Origin of the sequence: Bacillus sp. Marseille-Q1617, assembly GCF_903645295.1 — a bacterium.
In the GTDB taxonomy this organism is placed as follows: Bacteria; Bacillota; Bacilli; order Bacillales; family Bacillaceae_B; genus Rossellomorea.
Genome location: NZ_CAHJXM010000002.1, coordinates 546,681 through 567,087, shown reverse-complemented (window position 1 = coordinate 567,087; position 20,407 = coordinate 546,681). Strand labels below are relative to the sequence as shown.

General features: G+C 49.2%; 18 protein-coding genes and 1 riboswitch. All 18 genes read right to left on the bottom strand.

Annotated features, from left to right (window positions below):
- Positions 1 to 139: 139 nt before the first annotated feature.
- The gene (locus tag HWX64_RS14275) at positions 140 to 955 is read right to left on the bottom strand and encodes a MetQ/NlpA family ABC transporter substrate-binding protein (RefSeq protein WP_175990209.1); all 816 of its coding nucleotides are present in this window, start codon (positions 953 to 955) and stop codon (positions 140 to 142) included.
- A 21-nt stretch (positions 956 to 976) separates the two neighbouring features.
- On the bottom strand, positions 977 to 1,642 hold the full coding sequence (locus tag HWX64_RS14270; protein ID WP_175990208.1) for a methionine ABC transporter permease: 666 nt from the start codon (positions 1,640 to 1,642) through the stop codon (positions 977 to 979).
- Positions 1,632 to 2,645, bottom strand: a complete 1,014-nt coding sequence (locus HWX64_RS14265; protein ID WP_175990738.1) for a methionine ABC transporter ATP-binding protein — start codon at positions 2,643 to 2,645, stop codon at positions 1,632 to 1,634. The genes HWX64_RS14270 and HWX64_RS14265 overlap by 11 nt, the downstream gene beginning before the upstream one ends.
- 91 nt (positions 2,646 to 2,736) lie before the next feature.
- Positions 2,737 to 2,843: riboswitch (SAM riboswitch) on the bottom strand.
- 490 nt (positions 2,844 to 3,333) lie between these two features.
- Entirely contained in the window at positions 3,334 to 3,552 is a 219-nt protein-coding gene (locus HWX64_RS14260) for a DUF2922 domain-containing protein (protein WP_175990207.1), read from the bottom strand.
- 37 nt (positions 3,553 to 3,589) lie between these two features.
- Positions 3,590 to 3,808 carry a DUF1659 domain-containing protein gene (locus HWX64_RS14255; RefSeq protein ID WP_175990206.1) on the bottom strand — a complete coding sequence of 73 codons (219 nt, stop codon included), beginning with the start codon at positions 3,806 to 3,808 and terminating at the stop codon, positions 3,590 to 3,592.
- 385 nt (positions 3,809 to 4,193) lie between these two features.
- Positions 4,194 to 5,213, bottom strand: a complete 1,020-nt coding sequence (locus HWX64_RS14250; RefSeq protein ID WP_175990205.1) for a LacI family DNA-binding transcriptional regulator — start codon at positions 5,211 to 5,213, stop codon at positions 4,194 to 4,196.
- A 363-nt stretch (positions 5,214 to 5,576) separates the two neighbouring features.
- On the bottom strand, positions 5,577 to 7,820 hold the full coding sequence (locus tag HWX64_RS14245; RefSeq protein ID WP_175990204.1) for an alpha-galactosidase: 2,244 nt from the start codon (positions 7,818 to 7,820) through the stop codon (positions 5,577 to 5,579).
- A 53-nt stretch (positions 7,821 to 7,873) separates the two neighbouring features.
- On the bottom strand, positions 7,874 to 8,488 hold the full coding sequence (locus HWX64_RS14240) for a carbohydrate ABC transporter permease (RefSeq protein ID WP_368495592.1): 615 nt from the start codon (positions 8,486 to 8,488) through the stop codon (positions 7,874 to 7,876).
- Between the two features lie 26 nt (positions 8,489 to 8,514).
- Entirely contained in the window at positions 8,515 to 8,697 is a 183-nt protein-coding gene (locus HWX64_RS22205) for a hypothetical protein (RefSeq protein ID WP_368495591.1), read from the bottom strand.
- Positions 8,694 to 9,548, bottom strand: a complete 855-nt coding sequence (locus HWX64_RS14235) for a carbohydrate ABC transporter permease (protein ID WP_175990203.1) — start codon at positions 9,546 to 9,548, stop codon at positions 8,694 to 8,696. The genes HWX64_RS22205 and HWX64_RS14235 overlap by 4 nt, the downstream gene beginning before the upstream one ends.
- A gap of 140 nt (positions 9,549 to 9,688) precedes the next feature.
- Positions 9,689 to 10,969 carry a sugar ABC transporter substrate-binding protein gene (locus HWX64_RS14230; RefSeq protein ID WP_175990202.1) on the bottom strand — a complete coding sequence of 427 codons (1,281 nt, stop codon included), beginning with the start codon at positions 10,967 to 10,969 and terminating at the stop codon, positions 9,689 to 9,691.
- 445 nt (positions 10,970 to 11,414) lie between these two features.
- Positions 11,415 to 11,570 carry a YfhE family protein gene (locus HWX64_RS14225; RefSeq protein ID WP_175990201.1) on the bottom strand — a complete coding sequence of 52 codons (156 nt, stop codon included), beginning with the start codon at positions 11,568 to 11,570 and terminating at the stop codon, positions 11,415 to 11,417.
- A gap of 126 nt (positions 11,571 to 11,696) precedes the next feature.
- The gene (locus HWX64_RS14220) at positions 11,697 to 13,076 is read right to left on the bottom strand and encodes a Glu/Leu/Phe/Val dehydrogenase (protein ID WP_175990200.1); all 1,380 of its coding nucleotides are present in this window, start codon (positions 13,074 to 13,076) and stop codon (positions 11,697 to 11,699) included.
- 307 nt (positions 13,077 to 13,383) lie between these two features.
- Positions 13,384 to 14,418: an aldose epimerase family protein gene (locus HWX64_RS14215; RefSeq protein ID WP_175990199.1), complete on the bottom strand. Its 1,035-nt coding sequence runs from the start codon at positions 14,416 to 14,418 to the stop codon at positions 13,384 to 13,386.
- A 4-nt stretch (positions 14,419 to 14,422) separates the two neighbouring features.
- Positions 14,423 to 16,366, bottom strand: coding sequence for a beta-galactosidase (locus HWX64_RS14210; RefSeq protein ID WP_175990198.1), 1,944 nt, complete (start codon positions 16,364 to 16,366; stop codon positions 14,423 to 14,425).
- A gap of 305 nt (positions 16,367 to 16,671) precedes the next feature.
- Entirely contained in the window at positions 16,672 to 18,168 is a 1,497-nt protein-coding gene (gene galT / locus HWX64_RS14205) for a UDP-glucose--hexose-1-phosphate uridylyltransferase (protein WP_175990197.1), read from the bottom strand.
- Between the two features lie 5 nt (positions 18,169 to 18,173).
- Positions 18,174 to 19,175: a UDP-glucose 4-epimerase GalE gene (galE, locus tag HWX64_RS14200; RefSeq protein ID WP_175990196.1), complete on the bottom strand. Its 1,002-nt coding sequence runs from the start codon at positions 19,173 to 19,175 to the stop codon at positions 18,174 to 18,176.
- A complete protein-coding gene (locus HWX64_RS14195; protein WP_175990195.1) occupies positions 19,172 to 20,353 on the bottom strand; it encodes a galactokinase in 1,182 nt (393 codons plus the stop codon). The genes galE and HWX64_RS14195 overlap by 4 nt, the downstream gene beginning before the upstream one ends.
- Positions 20,354 to 20,407 lie beyond the last annotated feature (54 nt).

Below are 20,407 nucleotides of genomic sequence, written 5' to 3'. Positions count from 1 at the left end.
AATAACCAACGTGAGTAAAGTATATGAAAGGGTAAGAGGTTGTATGAACAAAACTTCCGGGGTTTTCATGCACTAACGCAACGAGGGACGGGCCTTTAGCAAGCTAATGGCCCGTCCCTCACTACATTAAAGTATGAAATTATTCCATCCACTCCGGCTTCCCGAAGCCTTTGAATTCTTCGTCGATGACGTTTTCGAATTCAGCTGCTTCGACGACTGCTTTGATGTCTTTAGCAAGCTGGGAATCGACGTCTTTGGTGTTCATGACGACACGGTTGCGATATTGGTCGGGCATGTTTTCAAGCTGCAGTGCGTCAAGCAGATCCATTTTTGCAGCCAGTGCATAGTTCCCTGGGACTGCCGACAGGTCAACGCTTTCCACTGCCCGTGGAAGCTGTGCCGCTTCGATCGGTTTGAATTGAAGGTTTTTCACGTTTTTGTCGATGTCTTTTTCAGAAACCGTTAATGGATCTGTTCCTTCTTTCAATGTGATCAGCTTCGCATCCTCTAGGATTTGGAACGCTCTTGCAGCGTTTGTCGGGTCATTTGGAACGGCGATGGCGCTTCCTTCTTTGATGTCTTCGATCGAATCAAATTTGTTCGAGTAGATGCCCATCGGTGCTGTTGGTACGACGATGACTTCCGAAAGCTCCATGCCGTGCTGCTTTGCGAATGTTTCCATATAGATTTTATGCTGGAACAGGTTCGCGTCGAGGTCCCCCTGCGCGAGTGCGTTGTTCGGCTGGATGTAGTCGCTGAATTCCTTTACTTCAACGGTGTATCCTTTTTCCTCAAGCCCTGGTTTGATGGCTTTTGTCACCATGTCGCTGTACGGACCTGATGTCGCCCCAATCGTGATTTCTTTTTTATCCTCCGAGCTTGCTTCTTCTCCACCGCACGCCGCAAGCAAACTTACTGTCAATGCTGCTACTAAAAGTAAAAACCACTTTTTCATGAAATCTTCCCCCTAGGTTGTTTATCGTTTATCTACTAATCTTGCAAAAACATCGCCCGTATACTGGATGAGCTGCACCAAGCAAATCAAGACGACGACCGTGGTGATCATGACCGTATTGTCATAACGGTAGTAGCCGAAACGGATGGCCAGGTCACCGACACCGCCTCCGCCTACGATTCCTGCCATAGCGGAATAGGCGACCAAACTGATTGTTGTGATGGTGATGGCCTGGATGACGGCCGGCTTCGCTTCCGGCAGCAGGACGTCCTTGATGATCATCCATGGACTCGCCCCCACCGACACCGAGGCTTCGATGACTCCCTTATCAATCTCGCGAAGGGCCGTTTCTACCATTCTTGCAAAAAACGGAATCCCCGCTACAGACAGCGAAACGGATGCCGCCGTCGGTCCGATCGTCGTTCCCGTCAATATTTTTGTAAGAGGTAATAGTGCAACTAATAAAATGATGAACGGAACCGAGCGGACCATGTTGACAACGAAGCCGACGATTTTTTTAATGAAGCCGTTTTGCAGGAACAATCCCTTGTCTGTCACGAAAAGCAGGACACCGAGCGGCAGGCCCAGCAGGATCGCGATGGCCAATGAAATCCCGACCATATAGACGGTTTCCAGGAATGCTTTATTTAATTCTGGTAAAATCGCAATCAATGAATCAGGCAGCACGGTCGAGCACCTCCAGACTTTGTGTTTTAGCTGTTATGTAGCGGATGGCGGCCTGTATTTCAGCATCCTCTCCTATCAGCTCCATGATGAAAATCCCCAGCGGCGTTTCCTGGATATACTCGATTTTCCCATGAAGGATATTGCCTCGGACCTTATATTTTTGGAACACTTCAGATACGACACTCTCTTCTGCGATAGAGCCCTTGAACTGGATTTTGATCAGCTTGCCCGTCCGGCTCTTCAGTAAGTGAGGCGGCAGTTCAAACTGCAGGATGTTTTCGATGAACTGTTTTGTAAGCGGCTGTCTCGGGTTGGCGAAAAGATCATACACAGGGCCTTCCTCCACGATTCTGCCGTCCTGCATGACGGCCATCCTGTCGCAGATTTCTTTTACAACTTCCATTTCGTGCGTGATGAGGACGATGGTCAGTCCCAGTTGTTTGTTGATGTCTTTTAAAAGTTTAAGGATCGACTTGGTCGTGCTCGGATCCAGCGCCGAAGTCGCTTCGTCGCACAGCAGGACGGAAGGATTGTTCGCGAGTGCCCTTGCGATGCCGACCCGCTGCTTCTGGCCGCCACTCAGCTGTGCCGGATAGGCTTGAGCTTTGTCGCTCAGCCCCACCATCTCGAGCAGTTCTGTCACCCTTGGTTCGATCTTTGCCTTTGGCACCCTCGCTGCTTTCAAGGCAAAAGCAAGGTTTTCGTATACCGTTTTCGCTTTGATGAGGTGGAAGTGCTGAAAAATCATGCTGATTTTCTGGCGTGCGAGGCGGAGTTCTCTGGATTTCAGCTTCGTCAAGTCCCGTCCGTCGATGATGATCTCCCCTGATGTCGGCTTTTCCAGTAAATTGAGGCATCTGATAAGCGAGCTTTTTCCGGCCCCGCTGTAACCGACGATACCGAAAATTTCTCCTTTTTGAATGGTGACGGAGACATTATCCACACCAAGCACCGTTTGCTTTTTTGTTTTGTATTCTTTTACTAGATTTCTGATTTGGATCATCATTCACACCCCTTTTCTTTATGTATTGATGTTTGGCCAAATAAAAAATGCTTCTTTCAATTACTGAAAGAAGCATCGCGTTTATGTCATCGACTTATCTTTCAGAATGAAATCCATTCTGCAGGAATTAGCACCGTTCCATAATTGGAGGTTGCCGGACGTCACAGGGCCTGATCCCTCGGTCGCTCTTGATAATTTGAAAGTATTTAATTTTCGAAGTTTTTAATCTTATAGGAGATGATATATGGTTTGTTTTGGGAAGTCAATAAGGGATTTTGAGTTTGTTTTTTATGTAAGCGATTTCTTTGCTGTGGTTAAAGGGGATAGGCTGAACTGAAAAATTTTCCTTGTATACCGCTTTTGATTTCCGTGGAAGACTTCGCTTTGCGCGGGCGAGCGTGGAGCCTCCTCGGCTTTGCCTGCGGGGTCTCCACTGCTTCGCTTTTCCCGCAGGAGTCTACGTCTTCTACTACAATCAACGCTGGAGTGAGACAATTAATCAATGTTACGGTTGACCATGGATTAAGACAAAAACCTTCCTTGGAGGAAGCACTTAACTTTTAAACAAACGTTTGATTAACGTCTCAAATCCTCGATGGAGAAAGGTTTTGAAGGTTTAAACAAACGTTTAATTAAAATTGAAAAGCCCGCCTCGTATTGAGATTACGAGGTGGGCTTGGGTCACTTATTATAAAACTTCATAATCCGTCACATTACGTTCTACCACACGTGCTCCGTCTACGCTTACTAGCGCGCCGCCTGAGCTTCCGAATACGCCGGTTGTGATCAAGTTGTCCATTGCTGCTTTGACTTGGATTGTATCGATCGGGTCGATGGGATCGTTGACGCTGATTTTCGCTGTTTTGCCAGTTTCGGTTTTAAATTCTAATTCAAGTACCTTTGCCATGTTGAGATCTCCTCCTCCCTCTTAAATTTCAACGTCATTACGCGTTGATATCGAAGTTTTGAATCTTTTCTACGTTGAATAAGTTTTTCTCTGAAAGACCTGCGAGTGACTGAGCTGCGCTGTGCATCTCATCCGGAGTAGCCGAGCCTTTGATGTAGCTGTATGATTTGTACTTGTACTTCGGGTTGCCTTTCTCATCCATCCCGTCGTTGTATGCAAACCTCAGCTTTGTTCCTTTCAAATCCGCTGTTGCCATGGTGCCTCACCTCCTTTCACCTTTTATATAGGGATCGGGGGAGGAAAAGGACACCTTGGTTTGAAATATTTTTATTGGGGAGGTTGGGAACGGGGAATGGGTAGGTTGGATTATGGTTGTGCCTGGCACACGAGGGGGTGATTGTTCCTGGCACAAAAGGGGCTAATTGTGCCAGGAACAGAACAGCCGGATTGTGCCTGGCACCCGAATGGATTGAAGCCTTTCCTTCAAAGGCGCTGCTTCGGTGCATGGTTCAAAACATAGAGATCGAGCTTGGCTCAAACCAGACCCTTTGAGCCAGGCTCACTTGTACTAATCTTTGGCAAAACCACTGTTAAACAAAAAAAAGCCCTTCCCGGACCAACGATCCAAAAAGAGCTTCTCCTTATTTATCAGCCGCTTCGCTGCAGCTCTCCCGCTTCACTAAATGAACCGGTACCACTACTTTCTTCGCCAATTCCCGCTTTGATTGAATCTGGTCGAGAAGGAGTTCCACCGCTGATTCACCCATGAATTCCGTGTAGACCTTCACAGTCGTCAGGGAAGGCTGAAGGAACTTTGATGTTGCGATGTCATTGAATCCGACGATAGACACTTCGTCCGGAATGGCGATTCCTTCTTCATGAAGGGCACGGATCGCTCCGATCGCCATCGAGTCCGATGCGACAAAGAAGGCTGACGGGACATCATCTTTTTTCAGGGCTTCCTTTATGAGGCTGTAGCCGCTTTCCGACGTGAAGTTCCCGTCCGTCCAGATGAAGGCGGGGTTATGGAGTCCTTTCAATGAAAGGTACTCCCGGAACGTGACTTCCCGTTCGTCCCGGATCGGCTCTTCATCGAGGACGTATTCCTTTCCGCCGATGTATCCGATACTCTTATGGCCTAGGCTCAAGAGGTAGTCGAGCACTTCGGTCATCGCTTTCCTGAAATCGACGACCACGGAGTCGTAGTCATCCGATGGTGAGTAATCGACGAGGACCAGCTGGCGGGCTGCTTTTTCAAAAGCATCGATTTCGGATTGGCTGTACTTCCCGACCGCAATGATGCCGTCGAGTTCTGAAAGCCTGGTCGGGTCGATTGTGTTACCGTTCTTGAACAGCTTGACGAGGTCGATGTTTCTTTCCTGACACTCCCGCTCCACCCCGTTGCGGACGGCCATGTAGTATGGGTCGGCCATTTCCTGCTGATCGGAGTACCAATAAACCAGGCCAAACTGGAGTCGGTCGCTGATTTGCTGAGGGTCTTTCCGGTTCCTCAGGGTTTTGTAATTCATGTCCTGGGCGATCTGGAAAATCTTCTTCTTCGTTTCGTCCGTTACGGACAGTGAAGCATCATAGTTCAGGACCCTTGAAACGGTCGCGAGTGAGACTCCCGCTTTTTGTGCTATGTCTTTTAAAGTGGCCATCCCACTTCCCCCTTTATTGCTATTTACCTGGGAGAGAAGCGGGCCGCTCGACTTACTTCTCTCTTGCATTTTGATTGTTATTTTGAATGCTCTTCTAAAGCCGCTGTTGATTTCCGTGCAAGACTTCGCTTTCCGCGGGTGACCCGTGAGCCTCCTCGTCGCTGCGCTCCTGTGGGGTCTCACATTGGCCACTTCTCCCGCAGGAGTCTTCGCCTTGCACTCCAATCAACAGCTGGAGCCGGTTTTATTATTCAAAAGTACATTTTCTTTGAAAAAAAGTAGGTCAACCCTGTACTTAAATTCATACCACTCTTTACTTTAAAACAAATCAGCCTGAATTTCCATCAATATGGGGATTTCTTATCAGACTTCCTTTAACTTCCAGATTAATGATTGAAAGTCTCCTTTTATCACAGTGTTTTCAGTGACGACGGTGCCGCTGAACATTGGGGGGATCAAGAGCCCGATGTTCATGAGCTCGTCTCCGTACGCCCGGTGAACTGTTTGTCCCGTCCCTTCTATTTCGTACAGGGCATCCGGGTCCAGCCCCTGCAGCCTGATCCGTTTCAGGGATGGGTTCGGGACGGCCAATGTCCGGTAAAATGCTGCGATGGCCTCACCTTTTTCGGCATCCGCGACCATCCAGGCAGTGTCATTGCCTTCGAATGGACTTAACAGGCGGTAAAATGAACCGAACTGGAGGAGCTGGCGGTTTTCTTTTACAAATTCAACCTGCTTCTTTACTTCCTGCTGTTCTTCCTCTGAAAATCGAGTGGCATCGAGCTCGTAGCCGAACGCCCCGAACATGGAGACGTGGAACCGGGTATCGAGGGGCGTCGACCTGCCTGTCTGGTGATTCGGGCAGCTCGATACGTGTGCGCCCATCGATGACAGCGGGTACACAAGCGAAGTGCCCCATTGGATCTTCAAGCGTTCAATGGCATCGGTGTTGTCACTCGTCCACGTTTGCGGCATGTAATAGAGCATGCCCGGATCAAAACGGTTCCCCCCGCTTGCGCAGGATTCGAACAGGATATGCGGAAACTTGCTGGTCAGCCTTTCAAGCAGCTGATAGAGACCGAGCACGTACCGGTGGGCGACCTCTCCCTGACGGTCGCTGCCAACAGAGTCGGACCCCACTTCCGTCATATTTCGGTTCATGTCCCATTTCACATACGAAATCCTTGATGAAGAAAGGATCGCGGACAGGGTTTCATCCAAATAATCGACCACGTCCTGCTTGGACAGATCAAGGATGAATTGATTCCGGCCGTGTGAAAGCGGCCGGTCCTTCACGCCGAGTACCCAGTCCGGGTGGGCTTTGTACAGGTCGCTCTTTTCGGAAATCATTTCAGGCTCCACCCAAAGACCGAAGCTCATGCCGGTTTGCTCCGAGACTTTTTCACTCAAGCCAGCGATTCCATCCGGCAGCTTGCTCCGGTCAACCGTCCAATCACCCAGCGACGTCGTATCGTCATTGCGTCCCTGGAACCACCCGTCATCCAGTGCAAACAATTCGATTCCAAGCTCTGAGGCCGAACGGCAGATCTCGAGGATCTTTTCTTCATTAAAATCAAAGTATGTCGCTTCCCAGTTATTGATGAGGATCGGGCGTTCCTTCCCGCGCCACTCGCCCCTGACTAGCCTGGATTCATAGAGGCGGTGGAAGGTTTGACTCATACCGTTCAGACCTTGATCGGAATACACCATGACGGCTTCAGGCGTCTGAAATGCCTCTCCGCTTTCCAGTTTCCATTCAAACCCGAATGGATTCACTCCAAGCAATGCCCTGGATGTATCATAGAGATCAACCTCGACACCGCCGAAGAAATTTCCGCTGTACACCAGATTGAATCCATATACTTCACCTTGTGATTCGGTCGTTTCCGGGGACTTCAGCGCAAAGAATGGATTGTGAAGCGAGCTGGATACCCCTTTTTTGCTGTCGATCGACTGCAGCCCTTTTCGGAGCGGGCTTGCTGCCACATGGCGTTCGCGTATCCAAGAACCATGAAGATGGATGAATTCGAAATCGGAATGAGGCAAATCTACCGATGCGCTGAGTAAGCGCTCGATCACCACGGGTTCAGCCCCTACATTCCGGAGCTTCACACTGCGAACAACTGCGTCCCGCTCATGATACACCGTATAGAACACATCCATCTGGATTCCGGCCGTCGCATCTTCCAATGTGATGACCAGCGTCTCCGCTTCATCTTCACGTTCTGCATAGGTCGCGGGCAGCCCTTCCAGTCCAGGTTTCCCTGCAAGTATTTCATAACCTTTGAAAATGAAGTGAGACGTCCTGCTCCCATTCGAATATTTTAAAACAAACGCAGGCTCACGGTAATCACTTGTCCCGAAACCGGGATACTCCTGTTTCAAGAATTCCAGTGAAAAAAACTGATTTCCTTCATAAGGGAACGAAGCGTTCCCCAATGGCTCTGCCGGAAGCTGGCGCAGATGGGAAAAGTCGTGGCGTTGCTTCACTTTTTTCCCGAAATAAAGCTGTCCGAGCTGTTCATTTTCCATGACGGAGAAAATATAGCTGACGTTTTTCCCCTGAAGATGAAATTGTTTCGTCTGTTCCGACACATAGATTGGCATGTTGAGTCATCCTTTCCTTTCGTTCTTATCACCAGCGGTATTTCAGCAAAAAATTATTTCACCGCACTTCCAAGCATCCCTGAAATGAACTGTCGCTGAAGTGCCAGGAAGAAGATGATGATTGGAATCGTTGCAATCGTCACCCCTGCCATGACCTGACCGTAATCGATCCGGGAAAGTCCGAAAAGACTGGACAGTGCAACCGGGAATGTGTACATATCATTGGACGACAATGCGATCAATGGCCATAGGAAGCTGTTCCACTGATAAAGGAACAAGAAGATCGCCGTTGCCGCGAGTGCAGGCTTCATGGACGGCAGGACAATTTTAAAGAAAATCTTCCACTCTCCGGAGCCGTCGATTCTCGCCGCTTCGATCAAGGAAGTCGGGAACGCCAGCATATTCTGCCTCATGAGGAAGATGGCAAACGGATACGCAAGGTTCGGCAGGATCACTGCCTGATACGTATTCAGCCAGCCGAAGCCCGCCATCATTTTAAACAGAGGGATGATGGTTGCGTGGTAAGGGACCATCATCGAAAGCAGGAACACACCAAAGATGATGTTTCTGCCTTTAAAACGAAACTTGGCAAACGCGTAGGCTGCCATCGAACAAATCAATAAACTCAATACGGTGTAGACGATCGCGATGAATAGGGAGTTAAACATGACCTTCCCAATATCAATCGACGCATTCAAATTTGGACGTTTTCTGCAAGTTTCTCTCCCGGTACTAGGACCGGAGGCTTTGAAAACATCTTGCCGCTCTCATTCGTCGCCCCGATCGCCGCCCAGTAAAACGGGAACAGGGAAACGAGGGCACCCAAGGCCAGGACACTATATAAACCGATTTTCTTTCCTACTTTAGACTGTCTCATTCTTGATCACCCGTTATTTTGAATTGTATGAACGTCATGATTGCGATCAGGACCACAATCACATATGCAATGGTTGAAGCATAGCCAAAATCAAAGAAGCGGAACCCGGTCTGGTACAGATACATCCCGATCGTCAGTGTCGCATCACTCGGTCCGCCCTTCGTCAATACGAACGGCTCGTCGAATAGCTGAAGCGTTCCAATCGTCGACAGCACGACGGTAAACAATATGACCGGCTTCAGCTGCGGGATGGTGATGGCAAAGAATTGACGCACCCGGGATGCCCCGTCCATGCTTGCCGCTTCATAAAGCTCCTCGGGAATATTCTGCAGGCCGGCCAGGTAAATGACCATGTTATACCCGACCCATCTCCATGTCATCGCGATGATCAGGGACGCTTTTGCCCAGAACGGGTCGTTCAGCCACGGTATGGCCTTGAATCCAAGGGACGTCAGCAGCTGGTTGACCACCCCGTCATTCATCAGCATGATGGAGAAAATGATGGAGTAGGCGACCAATGACGTGACGGCCGGCAGGAAGAAGGTCACCCGGAAGAATCCTTTCATGCGAAGCAAAGCCGAGTTTAATAATGAAGCCAGCACAAGGGCCAGCAGGACCATGATCGGCACCTGGATGATTAATAGAATAAAGGTATTTTTAAGTGCGGTGTGGAAAATTTCATCCGATAACAGCCGTTTGTAATTATCCAGCCCGACAAATGTCAGATTCGCGCCCTGTCCGGTCTGAAAGCTGAGGATCAGCGATGAAATGATCGGATAAAGCATAAAGATACTGAACAGAATGACGGCTGGTGCTATGAATAAATATGGGATATATGTCTTTGACTTCATACATCATCCTTCTCTCTTGCGGAATTTATTAGCGGATGCGGTTCGTTCAGCCCCGCAGAATGTGATAGAAAAAGAGAGACCTAGATCACCAGAAGAACCTCTTGGCTCTAAATCTCTCTTTTAATTAGGAAAACTTGAATCTAGTTTGCTTTACGTTCCGTACGATCTTCCAATCGTTTCGCTGCTTCTTTTAGCGCTTTTTCAGGATCTGTACCGTTGAATGTATCTGCCTGTGCCTTGATGGCTTCATCAAGTGCCACTGAATAGTCTTTTGTGTAATATGCGGTCGGCACATCCTTCATCTCGTCTGCAAACAGCTCCCAGATCTTCTGACCTCCGAAGAATTCGTCTTCGCCAGTGAAAACGTCAGAATCGTAAGTAGTATTCAGAGACGGGAATAGGCCGTAGTCTTCCATCGCCATGATCTGTGTCTCTTTATCCGTTGAGAAATACTCAAGGAAATCATAAGCAGCATCCGCATTTTCAGAAGCGGCAGGAATCATCCAGCTGGATCCGCCGAGGTTCGAAGCGCGGTTTCCGCCTTCTTCAAAGGCAGGAAGCTTGAATACTCCCCAATCCCCTTTTGTATCTTTCGCCTGGTCGATGATCGTTCCGTAATACCATGCGCCGAACGGAATCGTCGCGACAGATCCGTCGACCGTAGAAGAAACGACACCGTTCCATCCGTCTACATTCTTGATCAGGTCTGCATCGGCAAATTTCTTTTGCATTTCCATTGCTTTCACGGCTTCAGGACTTGTCAGATCGATGTTTCCTTCTTCGTCATAATAGAAAACACCTTGCTGGTTCAACATCATCCGGAAAGTCGGATCATCTTTGAACATGTCCAGAGGCATCGCATATGAACCTGTTTTTTCCTTGATTTTCTTACCTGCTTCCAGGAAGTCATCCCATGTCTCGATGTCTTCTGCTTTCACTCCCGCTTCTTCAAACAGGCTTCTGCGGTAGAACATCCCCCCCGGGCCCGCATCGAATGGCATGGCGAAGTATTTTCCATCCACCTGTGCCAGGTCATTTTTGAAAGAAGGGAACTTATCTTTATGATCGTCAAATCCTTTTTCTGAAAGGTCCAGGAATCCTTGAGGGAATGCCTGAACATATCCCTGGATGCGGTCATCTTCCACCAATACGATGTCAGGAAGCCCGACGCCGCCTGCTGCAAGACCAGTTGACAGTTTGTCATACACATCCAAACGCCCGATGTCTTCCACTTTCAGTTTCACATTCGGATGCTCCTTTTGATATTCCTTCACGGCGTCATTCAAGGCCCCCACGTTTACGTTCCAGGCCCAGGCCGTCAACGTCACTTCTCCATCCTTGCTGCCTCCCGAACTGCTGGAGCTGCAGCCGGCGATCATCAATGCAGCAATGATGCTCATCATTACGAATAATTTCCTCATACCCTTTGTCCCCCTTAGTTTCTTAGATTAAAAGAGTTGTAATCGTTTTCTTGTTCCGTCAAAAAATAAAAACACCCATTAGAAAGCGTTTACATCTTACTTAAGATTTTAGTAAATTATCAGAAAATAGTCAATCGTATTTTTACTAAAATTTTTATTATTTTAGTAAAGTGCAGGGGGGTTGATGATAAAGGTTGATATAAAGGGATTTGTGGGTAATTTATTTTCACCATTTGGGGATATTTTAAGAAGTTCATTTTGAGGTCATAATGAAGTGATTTTACTAACTTGGAAAAAATAAAAAAGACTACACTTATTCGAGAGTGAAATTTCAGCTCCATGGAGATGTTGATAAAGCTAAATAGCTTTTGTACTTATTTACAAACAAAAAACCCCATAAACCGCACATTAACAGCCCGGTCCACAGGGTCACAATCCAAAGATCCTATCCGCGGTCACTCTTCACTTCGTCGGGATATCCAGCTTTTGTTGCACGTTTAAATTCCTTCGCCCATAAAACTTCCTGTGTGTCCGTCAGTCCATTGTTCTTCTCTGTATTGATTCCTTTGTATGGAAGCTTCTTCACATTTCGTTCTGCCATGCCGGCATCTCTCCTTTCAAAGTAATGAATGTCTTTCTATCAATCCTTTTCCCGTTAGAAATTCAACTAAACATAGTGAGGGACGGGCCTTTAGCTCGCTAAAGGCCCGTCCCTCGATGCGTTAATTCAATAAAGTTTCCCCTGTCTGTATAAGATGGTCGACAACTTGGTGACGGAGTGGATATAGCAGTTCTGGCGGAGTGGGAATGGGTCTCCGAAGAATTGCGGAAGGACCGTATCCAGAGTTGCCTGCATTTTTTCGTATAGGCGACTGAATACCTGATCTTCTGAATAAAACTGGGTTTCCCTTCCCTGCAGCCATTCGAAATAAGAGACGATCACACCGCCGGCATTGGCGAGGATATCCGGTACGATGATGACTCCCTTGTCACTCAGGAATTTGTCGGCTTCCGTGGTGACAGGGGCGTTCGCTCCTTCGACGAGGATGCCAGCCTTCACTTTTTCCATATTGTCTTTATGGATCTGGTCTTCCAGGGCGGCGAGGATGAGGACATCCACATCCAGATACAGGACATCTTCGCGATCTGATATTTCGGCTTTCGTATCAATCTCCTTCAATTGTTCAGGGGTTGTCGGCAGGTCTCCTTTATTTCTCATCGTAAATTCAATCAATGCGGGAATATCCAGCCCGTCACTGTTGTAAAGCGTCACGTTCCTGTCGCTGACAGCGACGACCTTGTTCTTCAGATGAGTGGACTGGTAGGCTTCAAGAGCCGCGACAGACCCGACATTTCCGAATCCCTGCACGGAAATGGTAAGCGGCTTATCTTCGTATTTCAAGGCAGTCTTGGCAAACACATTATCCGTCTTCGTCAGCAGATTCTTCTGGTTTTTAATAAAATCATGGATCATATAACGGAACGTAAAAAATACGCCCTTACCGGTCGCTTCCCTGCGCCCCAGTGAACCACCATTTATGACGCTTTTACCCGTGAAGCTGCCCCTATAGGGATAGCCAGGATGGATGCTTTTATACTCGGACATCATCCAGTCCATCTCGCGTTCCCCTGACCCCATGTCGGGCGCCGGGATATCCTTGTCGGGTCCGATGACATCACTGAAATACTGGACATACTTCTTGGCAATCAGGTTCAGTTCTTTGTCCGTGTAATCCCGCGGATTGATGATGATACCGCCTTTCCCTCCCCCGAACGGAACGTCATGAAGGGCGTTCTTGAGAGTCATGAGCGACGCGAGGTTCACCACTTCGTCTTCATTGACGGACTCGTGGAAACGGATCCCTCCTTTATACGGGCCCAATGCGTTGTTATGCTGCACCCGGAAAGCGGGAATGCGGTCGACCCGCCCATTTTCCAGCGGCACCCTCAGGAAAGATTTATGTACATGATTCGGGGTGGACAGAATGGCTGTCAGCGAAGTGAAAGCCTGCTCCCTCGCATCCCCTTGCAATTCCGGTAAAAAGTGTTCATCTTCCAGTAAAGCGTCCAGCGATTTCTGGACAATGTCACGTGTTTGGCTGATCATCGTTTCCCTCCTGCTCAGTATAAGTAGTTATTGGTATTTAGTATAAAGTTACCCAATTTATGCGGGATAAAACGATAAACCACTTAATTAGGTGAAAACCCTTTCACTTTTTGCAGGGGGCAGAGGTTATTCCGCCTTACTCGGTGCCTTCACTCGGTGCCTGGCACAATAGCGCTGATTTGTGCCTGGCACCCAATACCCAGCACTCAATCCAGATACCTGAGCCCAAGCACCTGCCGGATCCCCACTTACCAACACAAAAAGGACTGTCCTTTATCTCTCTAAAGGCCAGTCCCTCCTAATTCTTCTACTTCACTATTGCGAATTTATATACGTTGGAAGCCCTGTACACATCCCCCGCTTTGACCATCACCGATGGGAAGTGAGGGTGGTTGACGGCGTCGGGATAGCCTTGGGTTTCGAGGCAGAGCCCCATATGTCTGCCGGCTGTGCCGCCACCGCTCAGACGCTCACCTGTTAGAAAGTTCCCGGTGTAGAGGACGACGGATTTCTGGTCGGTTTCGACGGTCATCGTCCTGCCGCTCCCTCCGTGTGAAAGAACGACACTTCCATCCTCCTTTAAAACAAAGGGGTGGTCATATCCATCTTTCGTTTCTTGGGACTCTTCCATCCCATCCAGAATGGTGCGCGGCTGGCGGAAGTCAAACGGCGTCCCTTCTACCGGGCGGATTTCTCCCGTCGGCAGATTTGTGTCTGTCAATGGTAGGTAGGCGTCCGCTTCCATCTGCAGGGTATGATTCAAAATAGGACTCTTGGCGTCACCGCTAAGATTGAAATAACTGTGATTGGTGAGATTGACCGGTGTATCACGGTCGGTTTCAGCTTGATACTCAATGATGAAATCGCCCTCATCCGTCAGGGTATAGGCTGCCTCAACCTTCACGTTGCCTGGATAGCCTTCTTCTCCATCCAGGCTGCGATAGGAAATCTTCACGCTGGCCCTGTCACCTGCGACACTGACTTTTTCCTCATTCCAAATCACACGGTTAAAACCAACACTCCCGCCGTGCAGGTGATTGCGCCCTTCGTTCGGAGTCAGTTCCACTGTCTTCCCATTCCAGGAATACCGGGCGTTACCGATCCGGCCGGCGACCCTTCCGGCAATGGCACCGAAATAATGGGTGTGTTTGATATATTCGTCCAGCGTGTCGAATCCAAGGACGACATTTTCAAGACGGCCATGCCGGTCAGGCGCAAGGATCTTGGTCACAGCTCCTCCATACGTAATGAAGGACACTTCCATTCCATGATCATTTTTTAACGTGTAGGAGTCGACCTGCTTTCCTTCGATTTCTCCGAATAGTTCTTTTCTGATATCCAATCCATTACACCTCTACGATGCGGCATTCATACGGCTGGAGCTCGATGCCATTGAATGTCTCTTCGTATCCGTTATGGTTCACGATCACCTGATAGTCTTTTCCTTCTGCCGTTCTCGTGATGATTTCAACTCCAGGGTTGGACTCGACTGTATGAAGACCAGAGGATGATGCGATCGTTTTGGCCAGTGAATGCATGATTTCCTGCTGAACACCTGCACCGATGTAATAGGCTTTACCCTTGCCGAAATCATTTTCGGTCACACAGGAATATTCATTGTAGAAACGGTCATCGTAGCGATGCAGCGTGCGTGCGGTCAGCGGCTTCACGAGATCGCGCCAGTAGACCGCCTCTGTTGCCTCCCCGCCGTCGACAGGGACAACAGGAGCTGACTCACCCGCCTGCAGGGACTCGGATTCTTCGACTTCGATGCCCAGAAGTCCGGAAAGCTCCCCTGGAACCATTTTTCCGAATACAAGGTTGTTGTCGCGGTCCTTCACACCTGCACGGTAGGACATGACGACGGTTCCCCCGTTCCTTGTGAATTCCTCGAGACGACCGGCCAATTCAGGATCCATCACTTTTGCCACCGGAAGAAGAAGCACCTTATAATCGGAGAAGTCCTGATCGTATTTAATCACATCGATGGACGTATTTTGCTTATGGAAGGGTTCATAAAGACGAAGAATTTCCTCCGTGTAATCGATGCTCGCATTTTGCTGCTGATTCCTCCATGACCAGATGGTATCAAAGTCGTATACAAGCGCAACATCCGCTTTGACGGGTGCATCAAACAGCGCCTTATGCTCTTTCACTTCACTGAAAAATTGCTGGACTTCCTTGTATTTGCGTGTCGTCCGGTTGTTGGAATCCAGGATTCCCAGGCAGTATTGCTCGGCGCCCTTATTCATCCCGCGCCAGCGGAAGAATAGCATATTGGAGCAGCCGTGGGCGAACGCATGCCATGCCCATGCCTTTGCCTGATTCGGACGAGGCAGGTAACCGATGATGTCATGACCCTGTGCCCCCATCAATTCCTCTACAATCCAGAAATTCTCCTTCTTCAAGCCCCGGACATAATCGAGCGTCATCGATAGGTGGGCAGGTGAAATCGGCTCCTTCAAGCCGCCCCAGACCGGATAATTGTCATAGGACACGAAATCGAGCTCCCTTGAAAATTCGTTGTGGTCGAACCATTTATCGAAAAATCCGCCAGGCAGGTTCGTCGTGACGGTCTGGTGATTGCCTTTCAGTCTGTTGACGAGTTCGATGTGTTTATGGGCGAAGCCTGCAAGTGACGCTGAGCGGAAGCGAGCCCAATCAAGCATCATCGCCGGATTATGGACGGTGACCGTCACTTTCGGGACAGGGATTTCAGAGAAGTCATTATACGTCTGCCCCCAGAAAATCGTCCCCCATCGCTCATTGAGTTCATCGATTGAATCGTATTTCTTTTCAAGGAAACGCTGGAACGCATCCTGGCATTGGCCGCAGTAGCACATGTCGCTGCCTTCATGTCCAAACTCGTTGTCGATCTGCCATGACACAATCGCTTCTTCGTCCTTGTAGTGATCCACGAGTTTTTCGACGATGCGCAGGGAGTATGCTTCATAGGTTTCTGAGTTGAAGCAGTATTGGCGGCGGCCGCCGAATGCCTTTTTGTTTCCGTTGATATCTTCGATCAGGATATCAGGATGGTTTTTTGCAAGCCATGCCGGGAATGTGGCAGTCGGGGTTCCGAACATGACGCTTATTCCTTGGCGTTTTGCCTTTTTGATGACGTGATCGAAAAATGAAAAGTCGAAGGTTCCTTCTTGTTTTTCCATGAGGTGCCAGGCGAATTCGCCGATCCGTATCATGTTGACGCCCATTTCTTTCATGCGGGTAAGGTCTTCATCGATGAGTGATTTGTCCCAATGTTCGGGGTAGTAATCAACACCTAGGTACATGTTTATCACCTTTCTCCTCTGTAGGCTTTCTTTAATATAAATTTATAAAGTAATCTTTAGAATCGCTGCTAATTACCGCTTTTGATTTCCGTGGAAGACTTCGCTTTCCGCGGGTGACCCGTGAGCCTCCTCGGCTTTGCCTGCGGGGTCTCACATTGGCCACTTCTCCCGCAGGAGTCTTCGTCTTCCACTCCAATCAAAAGCTGGAACGGGTTAAAACAATAAATAATTTTTACAAGACGCTAGCTCGACACATGAAATTGTCCTCTGATTCCGCCTGCAATTCTCACCACCGAAAGAATTGTCTATTTCCCACTCAACCCATCCACGAACTTTCTGAATGCGTTCATTCCCTGGTCGTCTCGTTTGAAGACTCCGGCGTCTTCGAGGACGCGGGAGAATTTGTGGCCGAGTTCTTCGCGGACGATGCCGCTTACGTTTTCTTTGTTGACTTCGCTGCCGTGGCGGTCTTTCATTTGCTGGACCCATGGCAGGTGGATGTCTTCGACGTTATGGTCTGTTCCCAATAGGGCTTTTTCGACTTCTTGTAGTTCGCCCTTCAGGCGTGCCGGCAGAACGGCTAGGCCCATGACTTCGATGAGGCCGATGTTTTCTTTTTTGATGTGATGGACATCGGCGTGCGGATGGAAGATGCCCATCGGATGCTCATCGTTGGTGCGGTTGTTCCGCAGCACGAGATCCAGTTCGTATTTGCCGTCACGCATGCGTGCGATCGGTGTGATCGTGTTGTGGCGGGTGTCCCGGGAATAAGCGATGATGTCGACTTCAGGGTCGCTGTATTCCTTCCATTGCGACAGGATATCATCAGCGGCATCCGCAAGCTTCGCCATTTCATCCGAGCTCAACCGTATGACAGACATCGGCCACTTTACGATGGCCGCTTCGACTCCTGAAAACCCATCCAATGAAAACCTGTACTCGCTTTCCGCCTTCGCCATCGCAAAGTCATAGCGCCCGCCCTGATAATGGTCGTGAGACAGGATCGAGCCTCCAACGATCGGCAGGTCTGCATTCGACCCGGCAAAATAATGCGGAAATTGATGGACGAAATGAAGCAGGCGCTCGAATCCGCTCTTGTTGATCTCCATCGGACGGTGCTCCTTCGACAGGACGATGCAGTGTTCGTTGTAATACACATACGGGGAATACTGAAGCATCCAGTCTTCATCCCCTAGGTTCAGCCTGATCATCCGGTGGTTCGCCCGTGCCGGGTGTCCGATCCGGCCGGCATATCCCTCGTTCTCGACGCACAGGAGGCACTGCGGGTATTGGTTATCCTTCTTCGGCATCGCGCGTTCCATGGCAATCTGCTTCGGATCTTTTTCCGGCTTCGACAGATTGATGGTGATATCGAGCTCCCCGTATTCAGTCGGGGCCTTGTAGCTGATGTTCTGCTGAATCCGCTTCGTCTGGATGTAGTTGCTGTCCCGGCTTAATTTATAAAAATAATCTGTTGCTTCCCCGGGATCGCGTTCATATCGGGTGAAGAACTCTGAATTGATGACGGATGGCCTCGCGATGAAACAGTCCATCACTTCTGCAGAGAAGATTTCCTTCTTATCGAACAGATCGTCGATGATGCCTTTTTCGACTGCATATTCGGTCAGCCCTTGGAGCAAGTCCGGAATGTCCCCGGAATCTGCTGCATACTCCGGCTGATAGTCTTCCAGCTTCAGTAAGGCCAGCACCCGGTTCCGCGCATACACTTCATCTTCTTTTGTAATCAGTCCGGCTTCAAGCGCTTTTGCGATCAGTGCGTCAACCTTTTGGAAAATGGTCATCTCCATCACTCTCCCTTTCCGTCTCTGTAGCCGTATGGGTGATTTTCATGCCAATTCCAGGCGTCCCCGATGATCCTTTCAATCGAAGTTCTTGAAGGATGCCAGCCAAGCACGCTCTTTGCCTTGTCAGAAGAAGCGATCAGCTTGCTCGGGTCACCTGCTCTTCTCTCCCCGACCTTTGCCGGAATCGGATGCCCGGTCACCTTGCGCGCGGCATCGATCATTTCTTTTACAGAAAAGCCCTGGCTGCTGCCAAGGTTGAAGATATTGCTTTCCCCGGTTTCCTTCAAATAATTCAAGGCTAATAGATGAGCTTCAATCAGATCGTCGACATGGATATAATCACGAATGCATGTGCCGTCCGGTGTATCGTAATCTTCACCGAAGATCGTGATATGCTCACGCTGCTCCAAGGCAACCTGGAGGATGATCGGGATCAGGTGGGTCTCCGGGTCATGATCCTCGCCGATTTCACCGCTCGTTCTCGCACCTGCCACATTGAAGTAACGGAGCGAAACGAATTTGATGCCATATGCCTCGTCGCACCATCTCATCATCTTTTCCATCGCGAGCTTCGTTTCACCGTACGCGTTAGTCGGGTTTGTCACCATGTCCTCCGTGATCGGCACCTGCTCGGGTTCACCGTATGTTGCGGCAGTCGATGAAAAGACGATGTTCTTCACGCCGAATTCTTTCATGACTTCAAGCGTCACCTGAGTGCCGTACACGTTGTTATCAAAGTATTTCAGCGGATTTTCCATAGATTCGCCGACAAGCGAGTTTGCTGCAAAGTGGATGACGCCGTCAATGCTTTCGTTTTCAAAAACATAGCGAAGGAAATGCTTGTCGCGAATGTCACCTTTATAGAAGACAGCATCCTTATGGATGGCCCCTTCATGACCTGTCTGAAGATTATCCACCACAATCGTACGGTATCCCTTTTCCACCAGCTGATAGACTGCGTGGGAACCTACATATCCTGCACCGCCAAGCACTAACACGTTCATACGATCACCTCTTTGTCTAATTCTTTTGCACCGTCACCGATGTCTGCTGTATAAAATGCCGCTTCATAGCCGATTTCTTCCTTATATTCTTTCCCTACTTCTGCAATAAAACGTTCCACATATTCATTTTCCACAATCGCAATCGCGCAGCCGCCAAACCCGGCACCTGTCATCCTCGCCCCGACAACGCCCGGCTGGTTCCAGGCTGCTTCCACGAGGGCATCAAGTTCTTTTCCCGTCACCTCGTAATCATCACGCAGCGACACGTGGGATTCATTCATCAGCTTCCCGAATTCTGCGAGCTGTCCGTTCTTCAAGCAAGCCAGCGCCTTCAATGTCCGGCGGTTTTCGTAAACAGCATGCTTTGCCCGCTTCTGTTCGGTTTCACCCGCGATCACCCGTTTATGCTGTTCGAATTCTTCCTCGGTCAAATCGCCGAGAGAACTGATATCGACCACCTCCTGCAGACTTTTCAGCGCGGATTCACATTCCTTCCTGCGCTCATTGTATTTCGAGCCTGCCAGCTCGCGGCGTTTATTCGTATTCATGATGATGATTTTATGGTGTTCGAGATCGAGCGGGGCATATTGATAGTGAAGGGTATGGGTATCAAGCAGGATGCCCGTTCCCTTTTTCCCCATGCCGATGGCGAACTGATCCATGATCCCGCTGTTGACACCGATGAACTCGTTCTCCACCTTTTTACCGGTTTCCACAAGCTCGAGGCGTTCCGTATCAAGGCTGAACATTCCTTGAAGTAGCACCCCGGTCGCAAGTTCGATGGAAGCCGATGATGACAGCCCAGCCCCGTTCGGGATATTGCCAAAGTAAAGGACGTCCATCCCGGTATCGATGTTGTGGCCTGCTTCTTTTAAATAACGGATCATCCCTTTCGGATAGTTTGACCAATCATGTTTTTTGTCAAAGTCAAGTGAGTCGACGTCAAATTCGATGATGCTCTTCTCTTCAAAATTCAGCGAATACATCCTGACAAGCCGGTCCTCCCTTTTCCGTGCAAATGCGTATGTGCCGAACGTGATCGCACCTGGAAAAACATGCCCCCCATTATAATCCGTGTGTTCACCGATCAAGTTGATGCGGCCCGGTGCAAAGAATGCCCTTTCCGCCGCTTGACCGAATATCTTCTGAAAGCTCTCTGAAAGCTTTTGAAACTCCATCGTGATTCCTCCTATAAATCCAAATCTGTCAATCTATCATTCGTTCATCCTGCG

Excerpts from the sequence above, each read along its gene's own strand:
- HWX64_RS14275 (WP_175990209.1), bottom strand. The coding sequence starts at position 955 with ATGAAAAAGTGGTTTTTACTTTTAGTAGCAGCATTGACAGTAAGTTTG.
- HWX64_RS14265 (WP_175990738.1), bottom strand. The coding sequence starts at position 2,645 with ATGATCCAAATCAGAAATCTAGTAAAAGAATACAAAACAAAAAAGCAA.
- HWX64_RS14260 (WP_175990207.1), bottom strand. The coding sequence starts at position 3,552 with ATGGCAAAGGTACTTGAATTAGAATTTAAAACCGAAACTGGCAAAACA.
- HWX64_RS14255 (WP_175990206.1), bottom strand. The coding sequence starts at position 3,808 with ATGGCAACAGCGGATTTGAAAGGAACAAAGCTGAGGTTTGCATACAAC.
- HWX64_RS14250 (WP_175990205.1), bottom strand. The coding sequence starts at position 5,213 with ATGGCCACTTTAAAAGACATAGCACAAAAAGCGGGAGTCTCACTCGCG.
- HWX64_RS14245 (WP_175990204.1), bottom strand. The coding sequence starts at position 7,820 with ATGCCAATCTATGTGTCGGAACAGACGAAACAATTTCATCTTCAGGGG.
- HWX64_RS14240 (WP_368495592.1), bottom strand. The coding sequence starts at position 8,488 with ATGTTTAACTCCCTATTCATCGCGATCGTCTACACCGTATTGAGTTTA.
- HWX64_RS22205 (WP_368495591.1), bottom strand. The coding sequence starts at position 8,697 with ATGAGACAGTCTAAAGTAGGAAAGAAAATCGGTTTATATAGTGTCCTG.
- HWX64_RS14235 (WP_175990203.1), bottom strand. The coding sequence starts at position 9,548 with ATGAAGTCAAAGACATATATCCCATATTTATTCATAGCACCAGCCGTC.
- HWX64_RS14230 (WP_175990202.1), bottom strand. The coding sequence starts at position 10,969 with ATGAGGAAATTATTCGTAATGATGAGCATCATTGCTGCATTGATGATC.
- HWX64_RS14225 (WP_175990201.1), bottom strand. The coding sequence starts at position 11,570 with ATGGCAGAACGAAATGTGAAGAAGCTTCCATACAAAGGAATCAATACA.
- HWX64_RS14220 (WP_175990200.1), bottom strand. The coding sequence starts at position 13,076 with ATGATCAGCCAAACACGTGACATTGTCCAGAAATCGCTGGACGCTTTA.
- HWX64_RS14210 (WP_175990198.1), bottom strand. The coding sequence starts at position 16,366 with ATGTACCTAGGTGTTGATTACTACCCCGAACATTGGGACAAATCACTC.
- galT (WP_175990197.1), bottom strand. The coding sequence starts at position 18,168 with ATGACCATTTTCCAAAAGGTTGACGCACTGATCGCAAAAGCGCTTGAA.
- galE (WP_175990196.1), bottom strand. The coding sequence starts at position 19,175 with ATGAACGTGTTAGTGCTTGGCGGTGCAGGATATGTAGGTTCCCACGCA.
- HWX64_RS14195 (WP_175990195.1), bottom strand. The coding sequence starts at position 20,353 with ATGGAGTTTCAAAAGCTTTCAGAGAGCTTTCAGAAGATATTCGGTCAA.